We start from the raw sequence: 20,442 nt of genomic DNA on the forward strand, positions 1-20,442 counted from the left end.
TTTTAACCAACCTTCCAATTATTTAACTTCTGATTTTCTAAAAATTCCATTCGTAATACTTAGAAACCACACACAAAACAGCAAACTGACACCTATAGCTTTCAAAATCACATCTGTACCTGCATCCATTGTCAAGACTGAACTGCCTATTGAAAAAGGTGTATAGGATAAAATATTATTCACTACGTCAGATTTACTTCCTAAACCTCCAAGTATTTGTAAGACTAATATTGCTCCAAACCCGATAAAGATAACTAATGAAGACTTTCTGAATAAAAAGGATAGGAGCACACATACAGTCATTTCTGATGCATAGGCAAGTAACATAACAATCATGATAACAAGCATTTTTCCAAAAACCAAGGGAGTTAAATCCAAGCCATTTTCGTTTGCTAAAATACTAAGGAAAACTGATGCAGCAAATGGATGAGCGAACTCGGCCCCAGTAGCAAATGCGATCAATGTCACAACCGCATATGGCACAAGCATTAACATTACTAGTAAATAGTATACGATTGCTTTACTTATGATCACGACTATCCGGCTGATTCCACATGAAGAAATGGCATCATGTATTGTTTTATTATCAAAATCACCGCATATATAGACCCCTGCTAAAAATGGTCCGACAATTGCTACCATCATGATATCCGTCAGTCCAGAAAGCGGTCCGCTTAATTCCTGATCAATTTTTCCTTGTGCAACTAAATATGACACTAAAGCTACTACAGTAGCAGCGATCCACATAATTAAAAATAATATTTTGATCGCTTTTGATTTTCTTAATTTATATAAATCAGATTGAATGAGATTCATCATTCTTCTTCACCCCCAATAACAGAAATAAAGTAGTTTTCCAATGTATCTCCTTCTATGGAAAAATTCGTGGTCAAAATTCCATGATTGAAAAGAGCTTGCGCCACTTTTTTCTTTTCATCAACATGATCATATAGTTTTATCGTCTTATTAGGTAAGACTTTAAAATTTGTTGTATTAAATTCTGTTTCTAATATACTCAACAGTTTTTCAGGTTCTTCACATTCTATGAGTATATGTTTCCTGCATCGATTCTCTAATTGATCAAGAGTTAAGGTCTGTTTTATCTTTCCGTCATGAATAATTATATAATCCGTTGCCACCTGAAATAACTCAGGAAGATTATGACTCGATATAAGGATAGTTATGTGTCTCTCTTCACATAACTTTATCAGTAAGTTTCTCACCTCTTTGACTCCGAGCGGATCAAGTCCATTAATGGGTTCATCGAGAATTAACAATTCAGGATTGTTGATAAGTGAAATGGCTATACCCAATCTCTGTTTCATTCCAAGGGAAAAGTCTTTAACCTTTTTTTTCCCTGTATCACTAAGTCCAACTAATTGTAAAAGTTCATCCTCTATTTCCGTATTTGGAATCCCTCTCATAGTCCGATGTGCTTTCATATTTTCCTTAGCAGTCATATTCATAATAAGACTGGGAGATTCTATCATAGAACCGATTCTTTTACGTTCAGCTTGGATGGCTTTCGCACTTTTTTTTCCGAAAAGTTCCATACTTCCTGATGTAGGGTAACTAAGCCCTGCTATGACCCTCATTAATGTACTTTTTCCGGCTCCATTACGTCCAATTAACCCATATATTTTTCCAGGTTCCAAAGTAATTGATACATTATCTAATGCATTAAAGCTGTTATATGTCCTTGTTAATTCATTTGTTTTTAAAATGAATTCTGTCATGTCAATCACCTTTCCTTTCTTTACATAAGAATAATATCCAAAGGTTAAGAAAAGGTTAAGAAATGTAAAATAAGTGGTAAGCAAAATATCATTTTAACTTACACCTTGTGCAATCGATACCCCAACCCCCAAACTGTTTCCACATAATCTGCGTGTGGATTGGAGGTTTTTAACTTATTACGCAAATTACTCATATGCGTTTTTACTGCATTATCATCTCCAAGGTATTCTTCTTCCCATATCGATTCATAAATGTTGATCTTTGAAAACACTTTTCCAGGATTCTGCATTAGTAATTCCATGATGCCATACTCCTTCGCTGTAAGGTCCAATTCCTTTCCGCTTAATATAACGCGTTTTTTACTAACATCTAATTCCATATCCTTATACTTTAAAACTTTATTCTTTATATTTTCGTTATGAGAACGGCGTAAGTTTGTCGTTACACGTGCCGCGACTTCTCCCAAATCAAAGGGCTTCGTAATATAATCATCAGCACCTAATTTCAATAAATTAATTTTGGTTTCAACCATATTTTTTGAAGAAATAATAATGACTGGAACATCGGAAATTTTTCGGATTTCTTTTAGAATCCCATCTCCGCTTTTGTAAGGAAGCATTATATCCAACAAGATTAAATCATACTCTCCTTCTTTTGCTTCCTGCATGCCTTCTGCTCCATCAAAAATTGAATTCACCCAGAATCCATCATTTTCTAAAGACTCCGCTAACATCAAATTTATGTCTTTATTATCTTCAATAATAAGTATTTTGTTCAATCGTTCTTCACCCCTGTGAGTCATTCTGTCTTCACTCTTCTAATCCCACTTGTTCCTAATTTAGGCCCTGTCCTCTCAAGAATATTATTTAAGAATTCTTTTAGTAACCATTCAATCTTATTAAAATATGTTCTTTTATTAATATAATTCTTTGTTCTTCCTTATTTAATAAAGTTTTTGTCTGAGTCAGTTGTAAACAATATTAACATAAGGAGACATTTTTTTATTTTATAATACTGGATAATGTTTACTTAGAACAACATTTTTCAATTCAATTCTTAAGGACTTATTCGCATAACAATTCCTTAACGGTCAATAAACTTTATTTCACTTTAATTTTTAATAAGATAGTTAATTCTATAACAAATTAATTCAAATCAACTTTATATTTTTACAGAGATCTTCTGTGTATCATAAGTGGGAAAACAACCAAAAGAAGGGAATTTAAAGCAGAAGATTTCATACCATGAAGTCATAATTTCAAAAGAAATTTTTAGTACGGCACAATCCATCATGTAAAGACATAAAAATATTAACAACGCCAAAGAAACACATTTTCACGAATATCTATTATGGAAATATTTCATCTTTAATATGGCAACTGTTCGAGAAATGAATTTATACAAGTAAATGGAGGACTTAAAACGTTTTTTAACTCTTAACTTTTTGTGTACACTAATGAACAAACCTTTTGTAAAAAACAGAAATACGTGATGTGAACTCTAAAATTGTCTTTTCGATAACAATTTGACAACAGGATCAGGGATTGTCTAAATAAGATGACTCAGATTTTAATTCATGTAAAAGTCGTGATTAAGCAAATTAATATATGAAATACTCAAAGAAATGCTGGCCTCAGAAAGTCCCTGTGAAATTTTTACTCATTAGTTGAAAAGATCATACTGTAATTTACACATAAATACAGTTCATTAATCTATTGCTGACACATAAAAGGCAGCCACCCCAAAGGGTTAGCTGCCTTCTTTAAGTTCCAGCACAGCCACACACTCCACATGATTCGTATGCGGAAACATATCCACAGGCTGCACTTCGCGCGTCGCATACCCGCCATCCTCAAGCACCCGCAAATCTCTCGCCAGCGTGCCAGGATTACAGGACACATACACCACCCGCTTCGGTTTCATCTCCACAATCGTCCGCAGGAGGGCTTCGTCGCAGCCTTTTCTTGGCGGGTCGACGACTAGTGTATCGGCCGTGATGCCTTCTTCATACCACTTTGGAATCACGGTTTCCGCTTCACCGACCGCAAACTCTGCGTTTGTGATGCCGTTTAATTCAGCGTTTCGTTTAGCATCCTCAATCGCTTCCGGCACAATCTCTACACCGTACACTTTTTTCGCCTGCTTTGCTAAAAACAATGAAATCGTGCCGATGCCACAATAGGCGTCAATCACTGTTTCTTCGCCTTTCAGCTCAGCATACTCTAGCGCTTTGTCGTATAGCACTTTTGTCTGCTCCGGGTTGACCTGATAGAACGATCTGGCGGAGATAGCAAATTTGACGTCTCCGATGAGGTCGTAGATGTATTCTTCGCCCCAGATGACGTTTGTTTCGTTTCCGAAGATCACGTTTGTTTTGTTTGGGTTGATGTTTTGCACGATGGATTTGACGTGCGGGAACGCTGCTGTGATGTCTTCGATGATCTTCGCTTTGTGCGGGAAGTCATTTGTTTTTGTGATGAAGACAATCATCATTTCACCCGTCACGACGCCGTATCTGACCATGATGTGGCGGAGCCAGCCTTTGTGGCGTTCTTCGTTGTAGGCTTTGACACCGTAGTTTGCGCAAATGTCTTTGACGGCTTGAACGGCTTCGTCGTTTTTGGATTGCTGGATCAGGCAGGCGCTCATGTCGATGATGTCATGGCTTCTTTGCTGATAGAATCCGGCGACGAGTCCGCCTTCCCGTTCTCCTACCGGCACCTGTGCCTTGTTTCTGTAGTTCCATGGGTCTTCCATGCCGAGTGTCGGGTGCACGGTGACATTGGATAGGTCCAGCTTACCGATCCGTTCTAAGACATCTTTGACTTGTTTTTGTTTAAACAAGAGCTGGCCTTCGTAGGTCATGTGCTGAAGCTGGCAGCCGCCGCATTGCTTGTAAATCGGACATGGAGCGTTGGTCCTGTGCGGGCTTTCTTCCTTCAGTTCGATCAGGCGGCCGAAGGCAAAGCCTTTTTTGACGCGTGTGACTTTGATTTGGGCTTTTTCTTCCGGCAGAGCGTTCGGCACGAAGATCGGGAAGCCCTGCACCTTTGCGACGCCCGCTCCTTCGTGCGTCAAATCCTCAAATGTCACGTCGTAGTATTCGTTTTTTTCTACTGGGGGTTTCATTTTCATGTATGTTCACCTCTTGTTTTAAGCGAAAGAAAAACTTGGCCTATTAAAGCCAAGTTTTTAGTCATCCAGCTGTTCCGCTTTCTCCTTCGGCATGACGACGTGAATGTGGCGATACAGATTCACGAATTCGCCCGGCAGCATGCCGCCGTACTCGCCGTCCAGGTTCAGCTGCATCTTTTCTGATACATTGACTTTCACGCGGTTCGCTTTTGTATAAATAATGTGCTGATCGTTGATGTGTTCGCCGCGGAGCGCCATCGATGCGACTCTGATAAATTCAGCAAGGTTTGCTTTCTTTAATATCATCAAATCAAACATGCCGTCATTCAGGCTGGAATCCGGCGCGAGTTTTTCGAACCCGCCGACGGAATTTGTCAGCGTGACCAAAAACAGCATGATTTCACCTTGAAACAGCTTGCCGTCATATTCAATCTCGACTTCAGTCGGACGAAGTGAAGGCAGCATTTCCATACCCTTTAAATAATAAGCAAGCTGGCCGAGCATCGTTTTGAGTTTGCTTGGGACGTCGTACGTCAGCTCCGTCAGGCGGCCTCCGCCGGCGATATTGATAAAATACTGGCCGTTGACCTGTCCGATGTCAATCGGGCGGGCAACACCGTTAATGACCGTATCTGCCGCTTTTAAAATATCCTCTCGCGGAATGCCGAGCGCTCTGGCGAAGTCGTTCGTTGTGCCGACTGGAATCACACCGAGTGTCGGACGATTATCTAGTGGAGCAAGCCCGTTGACGACCTCGTTGATCGTTCCGTCTCCGCCTGCCGCAATGATCAGGTCAAACTCACGCAATGCCGCTTCCTTGGCAGCGTGCGTTGCGTCTCCCGCACATGTTGTGGCATGGGTGGAGGTTTCATAGCCGGCTTGTTCAAATTTTTGCAGGACCTGGGCAAGATGCTTTTTAAAGACCTCCCGTCCCGAAGTCGGATTGTATATTATGCGTGCACGTTTCATTATCTCATCATCCTACTTAAGAGTATCCGATCCATTTTTACACTAACAACCTTTAATTATACTATGAGTTAAAAAAATCGCAACAAAATGTACATAATCTTACAGAAGGAAACACAGAAAAGCCCCAGCATAGCTGAGGCTTTTTGTTTTTTTACTCTTCTTCCGTTCCCGGTTTTTTCTTGCGGAACTTGGCCAATACTTCGTATACGATTGGCACGATCAAGAGCGTCAGAAGCGTCGAACTGATTAAACCGCCGATAACCGTTACGCCGAGTCCTTTTGAAATGACCTGGCTTCCGCCTTCGAAGCCGAGAGCTAATGGAATCAAGGCGCCGATTGTCGCGATGGCTGTCATCAGGATCGGACGGAGTCGTGTGGAGCCGGCTTCTAAGAGCGCTTCTCTCGTAGACAGTCCTTCCGCTTCCTTATGAATCACGCGGTCAATTAAGACAATAGCGTTTGTAACAACGATACCGATCAGCATCAGCATACCGATCATCGCGTTCAGACTGATTGTCTCACCTGATACGTAAAGTCCGACCAGGGCACCGATGATTGTAAACGGCAGTGAGAACAGAATCGCAAATGGCGCTAATGCTCCGCCGAATGTAATCACAAGCACAAGGTAGACGATCGCAATCGCTGCAAGCATCGCTAATCCAAGCTTCGTAAAGGAATCCGCGATATCTGCGGATACACCGCCTGTATCGATTGTTACGTTGTCAGGCATGTCAAGCTTATCAATTTTCTTCTGTACATCAACTGATACAGCTGTCACGTTATCTGATGCAACCTCACCAGTGACATCAGCATACACTTTTCCATCACGTTTAGACACCGTATCAGATGTTGTGCCTTCTTTTACTTTTGCCACATCACCAATTTTGACTTCTTTGCCAGTTGCTGATGTGATCTTTTTGTTCTCTAAATCTTTGACACTTTTATACTCGTCTTTTTCGGTTTTAATGTTCACATCAAGCTCTTTGCCGTCTTTTTTCACGGTTGTGAGCGGGTCCTGTGCTGTCTCTGACATTAAGGCCTTAGAAATTTGAGAAGCTGTTAAACCGAGTTTGCTCAGCTTTTCTTGGTCAGCGACAAATGTATACTCATCATATGTGCTGGAAAGGCCTGAGTTTACGTTCTTCAGATCCTTTTCATCCTTCATGACCTTCTCAATGTCTTTGACAGTGTCTTTAATGTCATTTTCTGAATCGCCATACACATAGTATGTCAATTCATTGTTATTGCCTGAAGAGCTGAAGTCCTGTGACTTCCATTCTCCGCGGTCAGATTGCTTTTGGATTTCCTTCAGCACGTTGTCTTTTTCTTTATCAAAATCCGGCGTGTCGCTGTCATATTTGATGTAGAACAATGCGCCGTTTGAATCGCCTCCGGCAAGCGGGCTGCCAGAGCCTAATGAATACTGAACCGTATCGACATGCTTGCGGTCAAGCAGGATTTTTTCTGCTTTTTCAGCTTCATCTTCCGCTTCTTTTTTCGTTTCACCCGGTTCAGGGCTGTATGTGATCTGCATCGTTTTTTCTTCTGCTGACGGAAGGTAGCTGGCACCAATTAACGGTACGAGGAACAAGCTTCCAAGCAGCATCAAAACGGCGATGATAGACGTGATCCACTTGTGGCTCAGCGCCCAGTTCAGAACTTTTTTATAGAAGCCTGCCAGTCTGCTAGGTTTATGTTCTTTCGCTTTGATCGGCGCTCCCGTTAATGATTTTTTGAACAGGCTGTGCGCGAGCATTGGCACGAGCGTGATCGAAATCAACAGGGATGCGGCAAGCGCAAATACAATCGTTAAGGCGAAAGGAATAAACAATTCACCAATTTGTCCGCCTACCAATGCGAGCGGCAGGAATACCGCGATTGTCACGATAGTGGATGACATAATCGGTTTAAACATTTCCTTCGTTGCTTCACGGACCAAGGCTTTTCCGCGCAGCGGCTCATCTTTCAGTCTCATGCGGCGGTAAATGTTTTCGATAACAACGATGGAGTCATCGACAACCCGTCCGATGGCAACGGTCATCGCACCGAGCGTCATGATATTTAATGTAATATCAAGCTGCTGCAGCACAAGCAGTGCGATCAGCAATGATAACGGAATGGAAACGATCGAAATTAATGTTGATTTAATATCTCTTAAGAATAAGAGAATAATCACAATCGCAAAGATAGCGCCGAAAATGGCTTTGCTTAACATCGTGTCAACTGATTCTGTAATTGGTTCTGCCATGTCAAGGGTTGCGCTGTATTCGAAGCCTTTATGGTCTTCTTTGTATTGCTTCAGCTCATCTTTGACACTGTCGGCAACCTCTACCGTGTTGGCATCGTTTGCTTTGATGATGTTGATGCCGATGCTGTCTTTTCCATTTGTGCGGGAAATTGATTCAGCCTTTTTGACATCTTTAATCGTTGCAATGTCAGATAGCTTGACCGTCGGCACGTCTGTGCTAACACTTTGCTGTGCCTGTGCTGCCGCCTGCGCGCTTTGAGTCGCTTGTGCGCTTTGTGCTGCTGCGGCGCTGCTGCCTGCACTAGAAGCAGATGCCGTCGGAATTCTCATATTCTTCAAATCTTTAATAGTTTCAATATCGCCGCTGACGACGACTGATTTCTCTTCTTTGCCGAATGTGTACAATCCAAGCGGTGTTGTCACATCTGAACCTTGAATCACTTGTTTGACTGTATCTTCATCAAGGTTGTATTCCTTCAATTTGTCTTCTTTGAAAGAGAATTCAACCTCTTCAACCTGCTGGCCTGATACTTGGACAGAAGCTACTCCTTCTGTTCCTTCAAGCTTCGGTACGAGGCTATCTTCCACTTTTTTCGTCAGCTCTTGAAGATTATCTTTATCGCTGGATACGCTGAGCGTCAGAATCGGGAAGGAATTCATGCTGTAGCGGGAAATTTCAGGATCTTTCGCGTCATCAGGCAGGCTGACGTTTTCTAATGCTTCAGCCGCTTCTGTTTTCGCTTTGTCCATATCTTTCTCATAATCATATTCAATCATGACCGACGATGCGTTTTCATAGGACGTGGACGTAACTACGCTCACGCCGTCCAAGTTCTGCACCGCTTGTTCAACCGGTTTCGTTACTTCATCAGCGACTTGGCTAGGCGTCGCTCCCGGATATGTCGTGCTGATTGTCAGGTAAGGCATGTTTACATCAGGAATGGATTCTTGCTTCATATTCATACCCGCGTACAAGCCGGCTGCCGTTACAATAATCGTCATCAGCCATACGGCGAATTTGTTTTTCAGAACGAAATTAATAACGTGATTCATCATATCCTCCATTGTGTTTTTATTGACTGACTGGTCATTCTATATAATACTAAACGGTATAACGCAACATCGTCAACTCATATACCAGAAAATTTTTCTAAATTTTTCAAGGATTAAGGGGAAGCACGTCATGAATGAGAAAAAAGAGAGAATCATAAAAACAAGCATTCGTTTATTTGCGAAAAAAGGATACGCTTCGACGACCATCCAGGAAATCGCCAGTGAATGCGGCATCTCAAAAGGCGCTTTTTATCTGCATTTCAAATCAAAAGAAGCGCTGCTATTGTCTGCCTGTGAATATTACATCGGCATGTCTATGAAAAAAATGAAACAAATAGAAGAGGATCTCGCCGGACAGCCGCCTAAAGATGTGCTGAAAAAACAAATCAGCGCCCAGTTTGAGGATTTTCGCGATCATAAGGATTTTATTGTTCTGTTGCTTACTGAAAATATCATTCCGGAAAACCAAGAAGTAAAGCAATACTTTTACAAAGTCACAGCCGAGACAGATAAACTGTATCGGAACGCTTTGCTTGCGACTTATGGCAAGGAAACTGAGAACTACCTCTCAGACCTCTCCATCATGGCAAGAGGCATTGTGCACTCCTATATGAATGTGATGGTATTTAATGAAGAAATCAAAATTGATGCAGACAACATATCTGAATTTATCATGGAGAGACTGGATGATCTTGTACAGGGGCTAAGCCGTTCCAGCCTGAATCCACTCATGCCAAAAGACATTTACAGCCTGGTGCCGGCGGATAAAGGCCAGATCCTTCAAGACATTCAAAAAGTGAAAGAAAACAGCGCATTGCCTGAGGACATCATCGTTTCGCTCGATGTGATCGAGGAAGAGCTGTCACAGGAAAAGCCGCGCAAGCCGATTATTAAAGGCCTGCTGTCAAATTTGACCGGAAGTGATTTCGAAGAAGTTGAAAAGCTTCGCGCTTTGATCTCTATCTTTATTACTATTTGATCATAAAAAAGCAGCTCCCTCTGCAATGAGGAGAGCTGCTTTTTCATTAGCGTTTTTTGATTTCTTCAAGCAGGATTTTGTTAACCATCGGCGGGTTGGCTTGTCCTTTGGACGCTTTCATAATTTGTCCGACAAGGAAGCCGATCGCGCGGTCTTTCCCGTTTTTAAAGTCTTCAATTGACTGAGGATTGTTGTCAAGCGCCTCTGTGACAAGCTTCAGAAGCACGCCTTCATCAGAAATCTGCACAAGGCCTTTTTCTTTCACAATCTTCTCAGCGTCGCCGCCTTTTTCAATTAATTCCTTGAACACTTTCTTCGCGATTTTAGAAGAAATTGTTCCTTTTTCAATCAATTGAATCATGCCGGCAAGGCCTTCCGGTGTCAGCGCAACATCAGAAAGCTCTTTTTGCTCAGCGTTCAGATAAGCTGACACTTCACCCATGAGCCAGTTTGATGCTTGTTTTGCTTCAGCGCCTTTTTGAACTGTTTCTTCGAAGAAGTCTGCCATTTCTTTTGTCAGGGTCAGAACCATCGCATCATATGCAGGCAAGCCAAGCTCATCGATATAACGCTTGCGGCGTTCATCCGGAAGCTCAGGAATGCTTGCTTTTACGCGCTGCTTCCATTCATCGTCAATGTAAAGCTCGACAAGGTCAGGCTCAGGGAAATAACGATAATCGTCAGAACCCTCTTTGACACGCATAAGAATGGTTTTCTTCGTTGCTTCATCGTAACGGCGAGTTTCCTGCTGGATCACACCGCCGGACAGAAGAACCTGCTCCTGGCGTTTTTCTTCATGCTCAAGGCCTTTTTGAACAAACGCAAAGGAGTTCAAGTTTTTCAATTCCGTTTTTGTGCCGAATTCCTCTTGGCCGATCGGACGAAGAGAGATATTGGCGTCACAGCGAAGTGAACCTTCTTCCATTTTACAGTCAGACACGCCTGTATATTGGATGATGGACTTCAGCTTTTCAAGATACGCATATGCTTCTTCCGGCGTGCGGATATCCGGCTCAGATACGATCTCGACAAGCGGCGTTCCCTGGCGGTTGAAGTCAACAAGAGAATAGCCGTCGCCTGTATGCGTCAGTTTTCCGGCATCTTCTTCAAGGTGAAGACGTGTGATGCCGATACGTTTCGTTTTTCCGCCGACTTCAATCTCGATCCAGCCGTTTTCGCCGATCGGCTTATCAAATTGAGAAATCTGATACGCTTTCGGGTTGTCCGGATAGAAATAGTTTTTGCGGTCAAACTTTGTATCCGTTGCGATTTCACAGTTCAGCGCCATTGCCGCTTTCATTGCGAATTCCACGGCTTCTTTGTTTAGTACAGGCAGGACACCCGGATACCCGAGGTCGATGACGCTTGTCTGTGTATTCGCCTCCGCGCCGAATGGCGTCGGAGAGCTTGAGAAAATTTTTGAATTTGTTTTTAATTCAACGTGGACTTCAAGTCCTATTACCGTTTCAAAGTTCAATTCATTTCACCCCTTACAGTTCAGGTTTTGCTTTATGATGGTCTGTCGCTTGTTCGAATGCATGAGCGACGCGGTATACAGTGCTCTCGTCAAAGTGTTTTCCGATGATTTGCAGGCCGAGCGGAAGTCCGTCAGCAAATCCGCATGGCACGCTGATTCCCGGAACGCCGGCAAGGTTGACCGGAATCGTTAAGATATCGTTTGCGTACATTGTGAGCGGGTCTTTCGTGTTTTCACCGATTTTAAACGCAGGTGTAGGTGTAGTTGGTCCAACAATGACATCATATTTCTCAAATACGTCTTCGAAGTCTTTCTTAATCAACGTACGCACTTTTTGCGCCTTTTTGTAGTACGCATCATAGTAACCTGAGCTTAAAGCGAATGTCCCAAGCATGATACGGCGTTTCACTTCATTTCCGAAGCCTTCAGCACGCGTTTGCTTGTAAAGGTCGATCAGGTTTTCCGCATTGTCCGTGCGGTATCCGTAGCGGATGCCGTCAAAACGTGCAAGGTTGGCAGACGCTTCAGAAGAAGACAGCAGGTAATACGTCGCAAGCGCGTATTTACTGTGCGGAAGAGATACTTCTTCCCATGTAGCGCCAAGGCCTTCTAGAACTTTGAGCGCTGCAAGAACAGATTCTCTCGCTTCTTTGCCGACGCCTTCGCCAAGATATTCTTTCGGAACCGCGATTTTCAATCCTTTGATATCGCCAGTTAATGAAGAAAGAAAATCCGGAACGTCTACATTTGCGCTTGTAGAGTCCATTTTATCAACGCCTGAAATGGCTTGCAGCAAGAATGCGTTGTCCTCAACCGTACGTGTAATCGGCCCGATTTGGTCTAATGAAGACGCAAATGCGACCAATCCATAACGGGACACGCGTCCGTAAGTGGGCTTTAATCCGACAACGCCGCAGAAAGAGGCAGGCTGGCGGATGGAGCCGCCTGTATCAGAGCCAAGAGAAAACGGAACTTCTCCCGCGGCAACTGCAGCCGCAGATCCGCCGCTTGAACCGCCGGGAACCGTATCTAAGTTCCAAGGGTTTTTCGTCAGCTTGTAAGCTGAGTTTTCTGTTGATGACCCCATGGCGAATTCGTCCATGTTCAGTTTTCCGATTGTGACCGCTTCAGCATCTTGAAGGCGCTGAACGACAGTTGCGTCGTAGATCGGGTCAAAGTTTTCGAGAATTTTGCTGGAGCAAGTCGTGCGCAGCCCTTTTGTTACGATATTATCTTTTACGCCGATCGGCATACCAAAGAGAAGACCATGCTCAGAACGGCTGTCAACCGCCTCATCGAGCTCCTTCGCATACGCGCGCGCTTTTTCTTCATCTAATGCCAAAAAGGCTTGTACCTTATCATCTACCGCTTGAATGCGTTTATAAGATTCATCGACCAGCTCAGAAATCTTAATCTCTTTTTTATGTATGAGCTGTTTTAATTCTGTGATTTTGTGATCAAATAATGACATTCTTGTGTCCCTCCTTTAGTCCAGAATTGATGGCACACGAATATAGCCGTCTTTGTGGTCAGGCGCATTTTTCATGACATCCTCAACCGGAAGACCTTTACCCGCTTCATCTTCTCTCATGACATTTTTCATTTTCAGCACGTGAGTTGTAGGCTCAACATGGTCTGTGTTGACTTCATTCAGCTCCTCGGCAAATGAAATGATGCTGTCAAGCTGTTCAGTGAACATTTTTGCTTCTTCTTCAGTAATCGCAAGTCTCGCAAGATGCGCAACGTGCTTTACTTCTTCTATTGAAATTCGTGACATATGATCCACCTCCACATATTTCTCCGTTAAGTCATATAATACTGATCATATCAAAAACAAGCCCTCTAAAGCAACAAAACGCCTTGGGGCGGGCCTGTGTTTTCGAGACAATACCCTATATATTTTATACTAAAAAGAGGCGAAGGAGAAACGAAATATTTTTCTGAAAATTTTTACTTTAATTATTTTTGAAAGCGCTTTAATCTTTATTCCCTTCTAGGTTTGCCCCGGTATTTCCCGCTGACCGTCTATGTTTCATCGCTTGAATGGGTGGGAATACTTTGTTAGGTTAAGTTACCAAGTGCACCTGCAAAAGAATGTCTTTTGTGTCGCACTTGCGCCAGACTGCTTAACTGGCACCATCAATTTGAGAGGTGATGCAAAATTATTAGAATTGAAGAGAGGGTAAAGCGTGAGTATTGAAATTATTATTTCTTTAGGAATTTACTTTATTGCCATGCTGTTAATCGGCTGGTATGCATTTAAGAAAACAACTGATATCAACGATTACATGCTTGGGGGAAGAGGGCTCGGGCCGTTTGTTACTGCTTTGTCTGCCGGAGCGGCGGATATGAGCGGATGGATGCTGATGGGTGTTCCCGGGGCGATGTTCGCAACAGGGCTGTCAACCTTATGGCTTGCTTTAGGTCTTACAATCGGGGCGTACTCTAACTACTTGCTGCTGGCTCCAAGGCTGCGTGCTTATACGGAAGCGGCGGATGACGCGATTACGATTCCTGATTTCTTTGATAAACGATTCCAGCATTCTTCATCACTGCTGAAAATCGTATCTGCTTTGGTTATCATGATCTTTTTCACATTGTATACCTCTTCCGGTATGGTATCTGGCGGACGGCTGTTTGAATCTGCTTTTGGCGCGGATTACAAACTGGGCTTGTTTCTGACTACCGCGGTTGTCGTATTGTACACACTGTTTGGCGGTTTCCTTGCTGTCAGTCTGACTGACTTTGTACAGGGTGCGATCATGTTTGCAGCACTAGTGCTTGTGCCGATCGTTGCTTTTACCCATGTGGGCGGCGTTGCTCCTGCTTTCCATGAAATCAGCGCTGTTAACCCAAATCTATTGGATATCTTTAAAGGCGCGAGCGTCATTAGCATTATTTCCTATTTAGCCTGGGGCTTGGGCTACTACGGCCAGCCTCATATTATCGTCCGATTTATGGCCATTAAAAACATTAAAGATTTAAAGCCCGCACGCCGAATCGGCATGAGCTGGATGGTTATTTCAGTTTTCGGTTCTGTGCTGACCGGTTTAATCGGTGTTGCTTATGCCCATAAATTCGGAGTTGCTGTAAAGGATCCGGAGATGATATTCATTATCTTCTCTAAAATCTTGTTCCACCCTTTAATCACTGGCTTCTTATTGTCAGCTATTTTGGCTGCCATCATGAGTTCCATCTCATCACAGCTCTTGGTAACAGCAAGTGCTGTAACAGAGGATTTATACCGGACGTTTTTCAGACGAAAAGCTTCCGATAAAGAACTAGTAATGGTCGGGCGTCTGTCCGTCTTAGTGATTGCCGTTATTGCGGTTCTCTTATCCTTGAACCCGAGCAGCACCATTCTTGATTTGGTCGGATACGCGTGGGCCGGCTTCGGTTCAGCTTTCGGGCCTGCGATTCTGCTCAGCCTGTATTGGAAGCGGATGAACGAATGGGGCGCGCTTGCTGCGATGATTGTCGGGGCTGCGACCGTGTTGATCTGGATTACAACCGGCCTGGCAAAATCCACCGGCGTGTACGAAATCATCCCTGGGTTTATCCTCAGTATGATTGCCGGCATTATCGTCAGCATGATCACAAAGCGGCCTGCAAAAGCCTCTTACCGATTATTCGGTGTCATGGAAAAACTGTTAAAACGCAAAAAATAATCAAAAAGCCATCAAGCGCTGCTTGGTGGCTTTTGTGCCCTTGTTTTGCGATAAATACTGTGAGAAAATCATATTTATTTAAAAACACCATAGATAAGGGGGAAGTTGCTGTTGAGCTGGTATATTGATCCTGACATTTTATTAAAATTAGGCATTGCCACTTTGATTGGCATGGTCATCGGGCTGGAGCGCGAGCTGAAGAATAAGCCGCTCGGGTTAAAAACCTGTATCGTTATCGCCGTCAGCTCATGCATGCTGACGATCGTCAGTATTAACGCGGCATATCATTTCCCTAAATACTACCGCATCATGATGGACCCGCTGCGTCTGCCTGCGCAAATCATCTCCGGCGTCGGGTTTATCGGCGCAGGTGTCATTTTGCGGAAAAGCAACGACGTCATTTCCGGCTTAACCACATCGGCTATGATTTGGGGTGCGGCAGGGCTCGGGCTTGCTACCGGAGCGGGATTTTATAAAGAAGCCTTTGCCAGCCTTCTGTTCATCCTGATCAGCGTTGAATTTCTGCCGTGGGCGGTCAGAAAAATCGGTCCAGACCGTCTGCAGGAAAAAGACATCCGCATCAGAATGTCACTTTCTGATAAAGACAAAATGACAGAGATCTTAAAAGAAATGAAAAGAAGAAACATTAAGACACACTCCGTCCGAATCGATGACCTTCACGAAAAAGAATTTCCGATCATGGAAGTCAAAGTCCGTGTCCATAAAAACAGATACACGACCGATGTCTACTATGATATAAAAGACATTGAAGGTGTCGTCGGCGTAAAGTGCGATACATTATAAAAGCCAATGGGGCATTATATCCCATTGGCTTTTTTCGTTCTAGACGAGCTTAGAAAAATCAAATTCTGTGATCGGCGTGCGGTTTTCTATATCCCTTCTGAAACCGGCCAGCATTTCTTTTTCTTCTGCGCCTATTGAGTTAAGATCAAACATTTGATGCAGCAGCCCGTATATCAGCATGTGACGCAGGCGGAGAAAATCAGGTATTCTTTTCAGCCACGAAGCATCAAGATCATTTTCTTCTCTGTATCCGTTCATAAAGTGCGTCATAAATTCCTCTGTAAACGCGGCTTTATTTTCATATGGAACGACCGGGTACCACAGCACATTATAGAGGAGAATGCTGATATCATTGACAAACCAATTGTAGCCGATGTCATCAAAATCAAATGTTGTGATTTTCCCTTGGTCCCAGTTAAAATTGCCATGGTGGAGGTCTGCATGAACCAAGCCGTAGCTGTCCCTGCTTTTTGGTAATTGACGCAGTTCATTCATTAGCTCATCCGCTTGCTGAAACACCTGAGTCTGGTCTTCCGGCACGTATTTTCTAAGCATCAGCTGCTCTTCTTCATCCCACTCCTGTCTTTTAAAAGCAGGATTGTTGAGCTTGTAGCTTTTTGTCAAGCTGTGCATTTTCCCTGTGTATCTGCCAAGCTCAAAAAATAGGGTTTCATTCCAGTCGGATTCGTCCACTTTGCGCCCCGGCGCTTTTTCATATACTCTGAGTAAAAACGCTCCGCCATTTCCATCTGGCACTTCCTCAACATCTTTTCCATTTAGCGACGGGATCGGTTTGGCTACTGAAAGTCCTCCTTCAGCAAGGTGATGGAGCCACTCCATTTCCCCCATAATGTAATTAGGCGACCTGCGAATCGTGTGTGTAATCTTTAAAATATAAGATTCGTTGTCTTGGGCAAACTCATACACATAGTTTTCCGCATCTGCTAAGAATTGCGCCTGCTCTCTTGTAAATCCATATATAACGGCAGCTGCTGCCAGAACTTTTTCTTCATCGAATATTGCTTTAATATCTTTATGCATGCTGATTCTCCCTCTTCATATATTTAGATAATTCTCTTATCGTGTGTTTTTTCGCAAGATTCAAATCATCAACATACCAGCCTTTCTTTTCCATCTCTACTTCCATTTTGACAGCGAGCAGCGAATTTCCTCCTCAATCAAAGAAATCGCTGTCAATTCCTACATGATCCAAGTGGAGAAATACCCGCAAGTATTTTTTGCTGCGGCCCGCTTTCTTCTGCTTCGGCTCCTACATGTTCCTTCACTAATAAAGCTCGAAATGCTCCGGCCGGTTTGTATCTAAGGTCACTAAATATGGAGAATGCAGGGATTGCTTAGTATGCATCACTTCCCAATGAGCATTTGTGTTTTCAATGAAAGCTTGCGGCAATACATCACTTGCAGCCGTTTTTTCCGTTACATCCGGCGCAGGCTGCCGAGAAGATGCCCATTCGATATTACCGCTTCGATCCTCTACATCATCACAGAGATGTGATAAACCCGATCCACTTCTTCTTCAAAACGATGCGCAGCCAAAAATTCAGAAAAGGCCCGATTTCTGCCTGAATCCTTAAACTCCAAGGATAGCGTCGCAAGCAGCTTTTCCCGTGCATATGAAGCCGGCCCTGACAGTACTTTATGTTCAATGCCTTTGCCTAATGCGCCGCAGCTGAGCAAAAATGTATCGATCTTTAATAAGTCTTCCATATTAAAGCTTCTTTCTTGTGGAACAAAGAGGAAACAAATAGAAGTGACCGTCCAAAATTTCAAGAGTATTTGATTAAAAACCATTTAAACACACAAAATATTTATGTGAATATTTATAATATATTGTCTATATTTGTTCATTTTTTAGTTTTAATGATAGAAGAGCTGAAACAGTAAAAATGATAAAATTCAAGAAAAAGACATATTGCACACCAAGCCAATCAGTTAGACTGCTCATAATCAAGATTGAAGCACCGTATACAAATGTGCTGATTGTATGCTGAGCAGACAGGATTTTCGGCAGCAGTATTTCGTTTATGTTCTCCTGCACATAAGTTCTGATCGCAATCCCCCTGAGCTGAAATGAGGGTCCCAGAATAAAGACAAGAAGCAGGGATGCCAGCGCATACTTGTTTAGCGCAAGACATAATGTAGAAGCGCCGATAGCAAGTGATGTCCATAAAATCATTGAGAACAGCTTTCCGTTGATGCTTTTCGAAAATTTCCATACGATTAAACCGCCTGTAATGGTACCCGCGAAATAGCTGGCATTAATAAATCCCCACCATGTTTCGTTTTTATGAAGCACTTCATCGACATATACAAGAATGATAGCCCCCGTCCAAATGCTTCTGCCGAACATGGATAAAAGCTCAAGAACAGTCAGCATTCTGATAACAGGCATTTGATAAATCGCTTTCCAGCCAGCTGAAATTTTATCAATAAAAGATTCGTTTTCTTCCTGTTCGTCATCTCCTTTACCCGCATCCTTGACAAAAAATAAAGACACTGTTGAAGTGCCATAAAGCACAAAAGTCAGCATTAATAGCAATTGGGGCCCGAGCCATTTGATCAAAATACCGCCGAGCAGCCAACCGAGCAAGAGCACGATCTGATCAGAGGTCAGCACAAGACTGTTTGCTTTCAATAGCATGGGTTTTGGAACAAAACGGGGAATCATAGAATTTCTGACCGGGATGGTTCCTCCATCTAACAGCGACATGAAAAATACGATCAAGAAAAAGATTACAATAGATTTAAAATCTATAATAAATATGAGGAGCAGCAAAGATAAAAGTATGGTTTGCGTCAGCTGTAAAAAGATCAAAATCTGCTTGAGCCTGTATTTATTGATAAAAACAGGTATAAATACTGCGCTTAATGATTGGCCGACAAATTGCATCATGGCCACAAGCGATGCCAAAAAAGCCGAATCTGTGACTTGATAGGTAAACAGGGTCAGCACCAGCACATATAGAGAATCTCCTAAATTGGCAATCGACTGCCCCGCCCATATGAAATAAAAGGATTTATTTTTCATATTTTCAATCCTTTTCTATTTTTAGAACATCATAACATAAACGCGCACTCTATCCAACGATCCCCACATTCAATATAAACGCAAATAACCCCAGCGCCGCTGCGGCGCAAGGGGTTAACTTATTTTAGTCATAAATATGAACAGTCGGCTCTTTATCGCCAGCATCGCGGAGAATGACCGCTTCCTGTCCGTCTGAGGATGTAATATCCACTTCGAGATCTAGTGAACTCTTTGAGTAGTAGTCCATGACTTCACCCGTTAAGAACTGGGTAAACGCGACAACTTCACTCTTTCCGTAGAATTGCATCGGAATTTCAATTTTCATTTTCTTCATTTCATCGTTTTCATACAGGGCCGTTCCGACAACACCTGTGTAGTTCGGGAAGTAGTTGTCAATTGAGTTTTTGAACCGTTTAAAAACTTCAGTATCATCAGGATATTTCTCTGCAGTGCTCGTATCGGCCGGATAAAAGACGTATTTTTCATTTACATCGTCCCAGTTTGAAATATCAGAGGAGCCTGCTTTGACTTCTGTTTTGGCGATAAAATTGCCGGGAACGATTGATGTTTTGGACGCCTGTTTGTAAAGCGCAATCGTAATCGGCACATTTTTCAGGTTGTCTTTTTTGCGAAGGCGGTTAATGACCTCCTGCGCGATTTTTTCTCCCTGTTTACGGAGTGTGCTGTTGTCAATCTCCACTTCTTTTTGAGGGTCGCCTGTTTTTTCACGGTAGTAATACACTGAATTTAACGCCAAGCCGATCATAACGCCGCCAAGCTGGATGGAATTCTTGTCTTTTCTGACTAAGTAATCATGTTCCAGCATCGAAGCTAAATAAACCGGACTGCTTTCGTTTTTCTCTTCAGTTGAACCGGAGCTAGGGAGTGCTGGGTTCAGACCCTCGTTTTTAAAGTTTTTATCTTCTTTTTGGGCTTTTTTCAGATCAGAGCCTGTTTTTTTCCGAGCCAGCCAGCTTAATACTGTATCTTCATCTAAGTATTGTCCTTCTTGGAACAGATAATCGTCTGTCGAGAAAGAGTCCTGGGCAAGGCGCATCAGCCCCGTTTCAAACTCATCAATATCAAGTCTTGTATTCAGCTGTTCCGTTGTCAGGCCGCGTGCTTTCCCCGCCTTAAACGGAAGCACCATTTTGTAATAGGAGTCAGAGATATTGTATTTCGGGATAATCGCTTTTTCTGACGATTTCGCCGTTTTTTGCGTAATCTCTTCCTCCTTCTTCCCCCCAAAACCTGACGAACAGGCAGACAGCATTAACACTGCCGCCGTTGCCGCCATTACCAACGTCTTTTTCAATAGAAAAC

At 43.0% G+C, this 20,442-nt stretch carries 15 protein-coding genes and 1 pseudogene; 3 read left to right on the forward strand and 13 right to left on the reverse strand.

The genetic code is table 11. The annotated features are described in order from the left end of the window. Positions 1 to 18: 18 nt before the first annotated feature. From LNN34_RS12870 to srfP, 6 genes are all read right to left on the reverse strand, one after another. Positions 19 to 819, reverse strand: a complete 801-nt coding sequence (locus LNN34_RS12870; protein ID WP_044152745.1) for an ABC transporter permease — start codon at positions 817 to 819, stop codon at positions 19 to 21. Beyond that, entirely contained in the window at positions 816 to 1,736 is a 921-nt protein-coding gene (locus LNN34_RS12875; RefSeq protein ID WP_044152747.1) for an ABC transporter ATP-binding protein, read from the reverse strand. The genes LNN34_RS12870 and LNN34_RS12875 overlap by 4 nt, the downstream gene beginning before the upstream one ends. Positions 1,737 to 1,834: 98 nt before the next feature. Next, positions 1,835 to 2,515: a response regulator transcription factor gene (locus tag LNN34_RS12880; protein ID WP_229043580.1), complete on the reverse strand. Its 681-nt coding sequence runs from the start codon at positions 2,513 to 2,515 to the stop codon at positions 1,835 to 1,837. A gap of 971 nt (positions 2,516 to 3,486) precedes the next feature. After that, positions 3,487 to 4,872: a 23S rRNA (uracil(1939)-C(5))-methyltransferase RlmD gene (gene rlmD, locus LNN34_RS12885; protein ID WP_229043581.1), complete on the reverse strand. Its 1,386-nt coding sequence runs from the start codon at positions 4,870 to 4,872 to the stop codon at positions 3,487 to 3,489. Between the two features lie 57 nt (positions 4,873 to 4,929). Continuing rightward, the gene (locus tag LNN34_RS12890; RefSeq protein ID WP_010333270.1) at positions 4,930 to 5,841 is read right to left on the reverse strand and encodes a diacylglycerol kinase; all 912 of its coding nucleotides are present in this window, start codon (positions 5,839 to 5,841) and stop codon (positions 4,930 to 4,932) included. A gap of 151 nt (positions 5,842 to 5,992) precedes the next feature. Further along, a complete protein-coding gene (srfP, locus tag LNN34_RS12895; protein ID WP_229043607.1) occupies positions 5,993 to 9,142 on the reverse strand; it encodes a surfactin resistance protein SrfP in 3,150 nt (1,049 codons plus the stop codon). A 130-nt stretch (positions 9,143 to 9,272) separates the two neighbouring features. Between srfP and LNN34_RS12900 the strand changes: the two are divergent. Continuing rightward, positions 9,273 to 10,137: pseudogene (locus tag LNN34_RS12900) on the forward strand (TetR/AcrR family transcriptional regulator); the annotation flags it as partial. 30 nt (positions 10,138 to 10,167) lie between these two features. On the opposite strand, the gene gatB reads toward LNN34_RS12900, so the two are convergent. Genes gatB through gatC form a run of 3 tightly spaced genes read right to left on the reverse strand, consistent with a single transcriptional unit; the run spans position 10,168 to position 13,375 of the window. Next, the gene (gene gatB, locus LNN34_RS12905) at positions 10,168 to 11,598 is read right to left on the reverse strand and encodes an Asp-tRNA(Asn)/Glu-tRNA(Gln) amidotransferase subunit GatB (RefSeq protein WP_010333268.1); all 1,431 of its coding nucleotides are present in this window, start codon (positions 11,596 to 11,598) and stop codon (positions 10,168 to 10,170) included. Positions 11,599 to 11,611: 13 nt separating this feature from the next. Continuing rightward, the gene (gene gatA, locus LNN34_RS12910; protein ID WP_229043582.1) at positions 11,612 to 13,069 is read right to left on the reverse strand and encodes an Asp-tRNA(Asn)/Glu-tRNA(Gln) amidotransferase subunit GatA; all 1,458 of its coding nucleotides are present in this window, start codon (positions 13,067 to 13,069) and stop codon (positions 11,612 to 11,614) included. Between the two features lie 15 nt (positions 13,070 to 13,084). After that, the gene (gene gatC / locus LNN34_RS12915; protein WP_024120463.1) at positions 13,085 to 13,375 is read right to left on the reverse strand and encodes an Asp-tRNA(Asn)/Glu-tRNA(Gln) amidotransferase subunit GatC; all 291 of its coding nucleotides are present in this window, start codon (positions 13,373 to 13,375) and stop codon (positions 13,085 to 13,087) included. A 412-nt stretch (positions 13,376 to 13,787) separates the two neighbouring features. Here gatC and opuE point away from each other — a divergent pair, with 412 nt between their 5' ends. Both opuE and LNN34_RS12925 read left to right on the forward strand, forming a co-directional pair. Continuing rightward, the gene (gene opuE / locus LNN34_RS12920) at positions 13,788 to 15,266 is read left to right on the forward strand and encodes a proline transporter OpuE (RefSeq protein WP_229043583.1); all 1,479 of its coding nucleotides are present in this window, start codon (positions 13,788 to 13,790) and stop codon (positions 15,264 to 15,266) included. Between the two features lie 105 nt (positions 15,267 to 15,371). Beyond that, a complete protein-coding gene (locus tag LNN34_RS12925) occupies positions 15,372 to 16,070 on the forward strand; it encodes an MgtC/SapB family protein (RefSeq protein ID WP_081638247.1) in 699 nt (232 codons plus the stop codon). Positions 16,071 to 16,109: 39 nt separating this feature from the next. On the opposite strand, the gene LNN34_RS12930 is transcribed toward LNN34_RS12925, so the two are convergent. The 4 genes from LNN34_RS12930 to LNN34_RS12945 all read right to left on the reverse strand — a co-directional run bounded on the left by LNN34_RS12930 (position 16,110) and on the right by LNN34_RS12945 (position 20,434). Further along, positions 16,110 to 17,111 carry a phosphotransferase enzyme family protein gene (locus tag LNN34_RS12930; RefSeq protein ID WP_099043928.1) on the reverse strand — a complete coding sequence of 334 codons (1,002 nt, stop codon included), beginning with the start codon at positions 17,109 to 17,111 and terminating at the stop codon, positions 16,110 to 16,112. Between the two features lie 453 nt (positions 17,112 to 17,564). Further along, entirely contained in the window at positions 17,565 to 17,798 is a 234-nt protein-coding gene (locus LNN34_RS12935) for a hypothetical protein (RefSeq protein WP_059293362.1), read from the reverse strand. A 127-nt stretch (positions 17,799 to 17,925) separates the two neighbouring features. Continuing rightward, positions 17,926 to 19,119 (reverse strand): MFS transporter, encoded by a 1,194-nt coding sequence (locus tag LNN34_RS12940; RefSeq protein ID WP_229043584.1) that lies wholly within the window; start codon positions 19,117 to 19,119, stop codon positions 17,926 to 17,928. 124 nt (positions 19,120 to 19,243) lie between these two features. After that, positions 19,244 to 20,434: a CamS family sex pheromone protein gene (locus tag LNN34_RS12945; RefSeq protein ID WP_024120459.1), complete on the reverse strand. Its 1,191-nt coding sequence runs from the start codon at positions 20,432 to 20,434 to the stop codon at positions 19,244 to 19,246. Between the last annotated feature and the right edge of the window lie 8 nt (positions 20,435 to 20,442).

Origin of the sequence: Bacillus sp. AF23 (assembly GCF_020861455.1) — a bacterium.
Taxonomy (GTDB): domain Bacteria; phylum Bacillota; class Bacilli; order Bacillales; family Bacillaceae; genus Bacillus; species Bacillus halotolerans.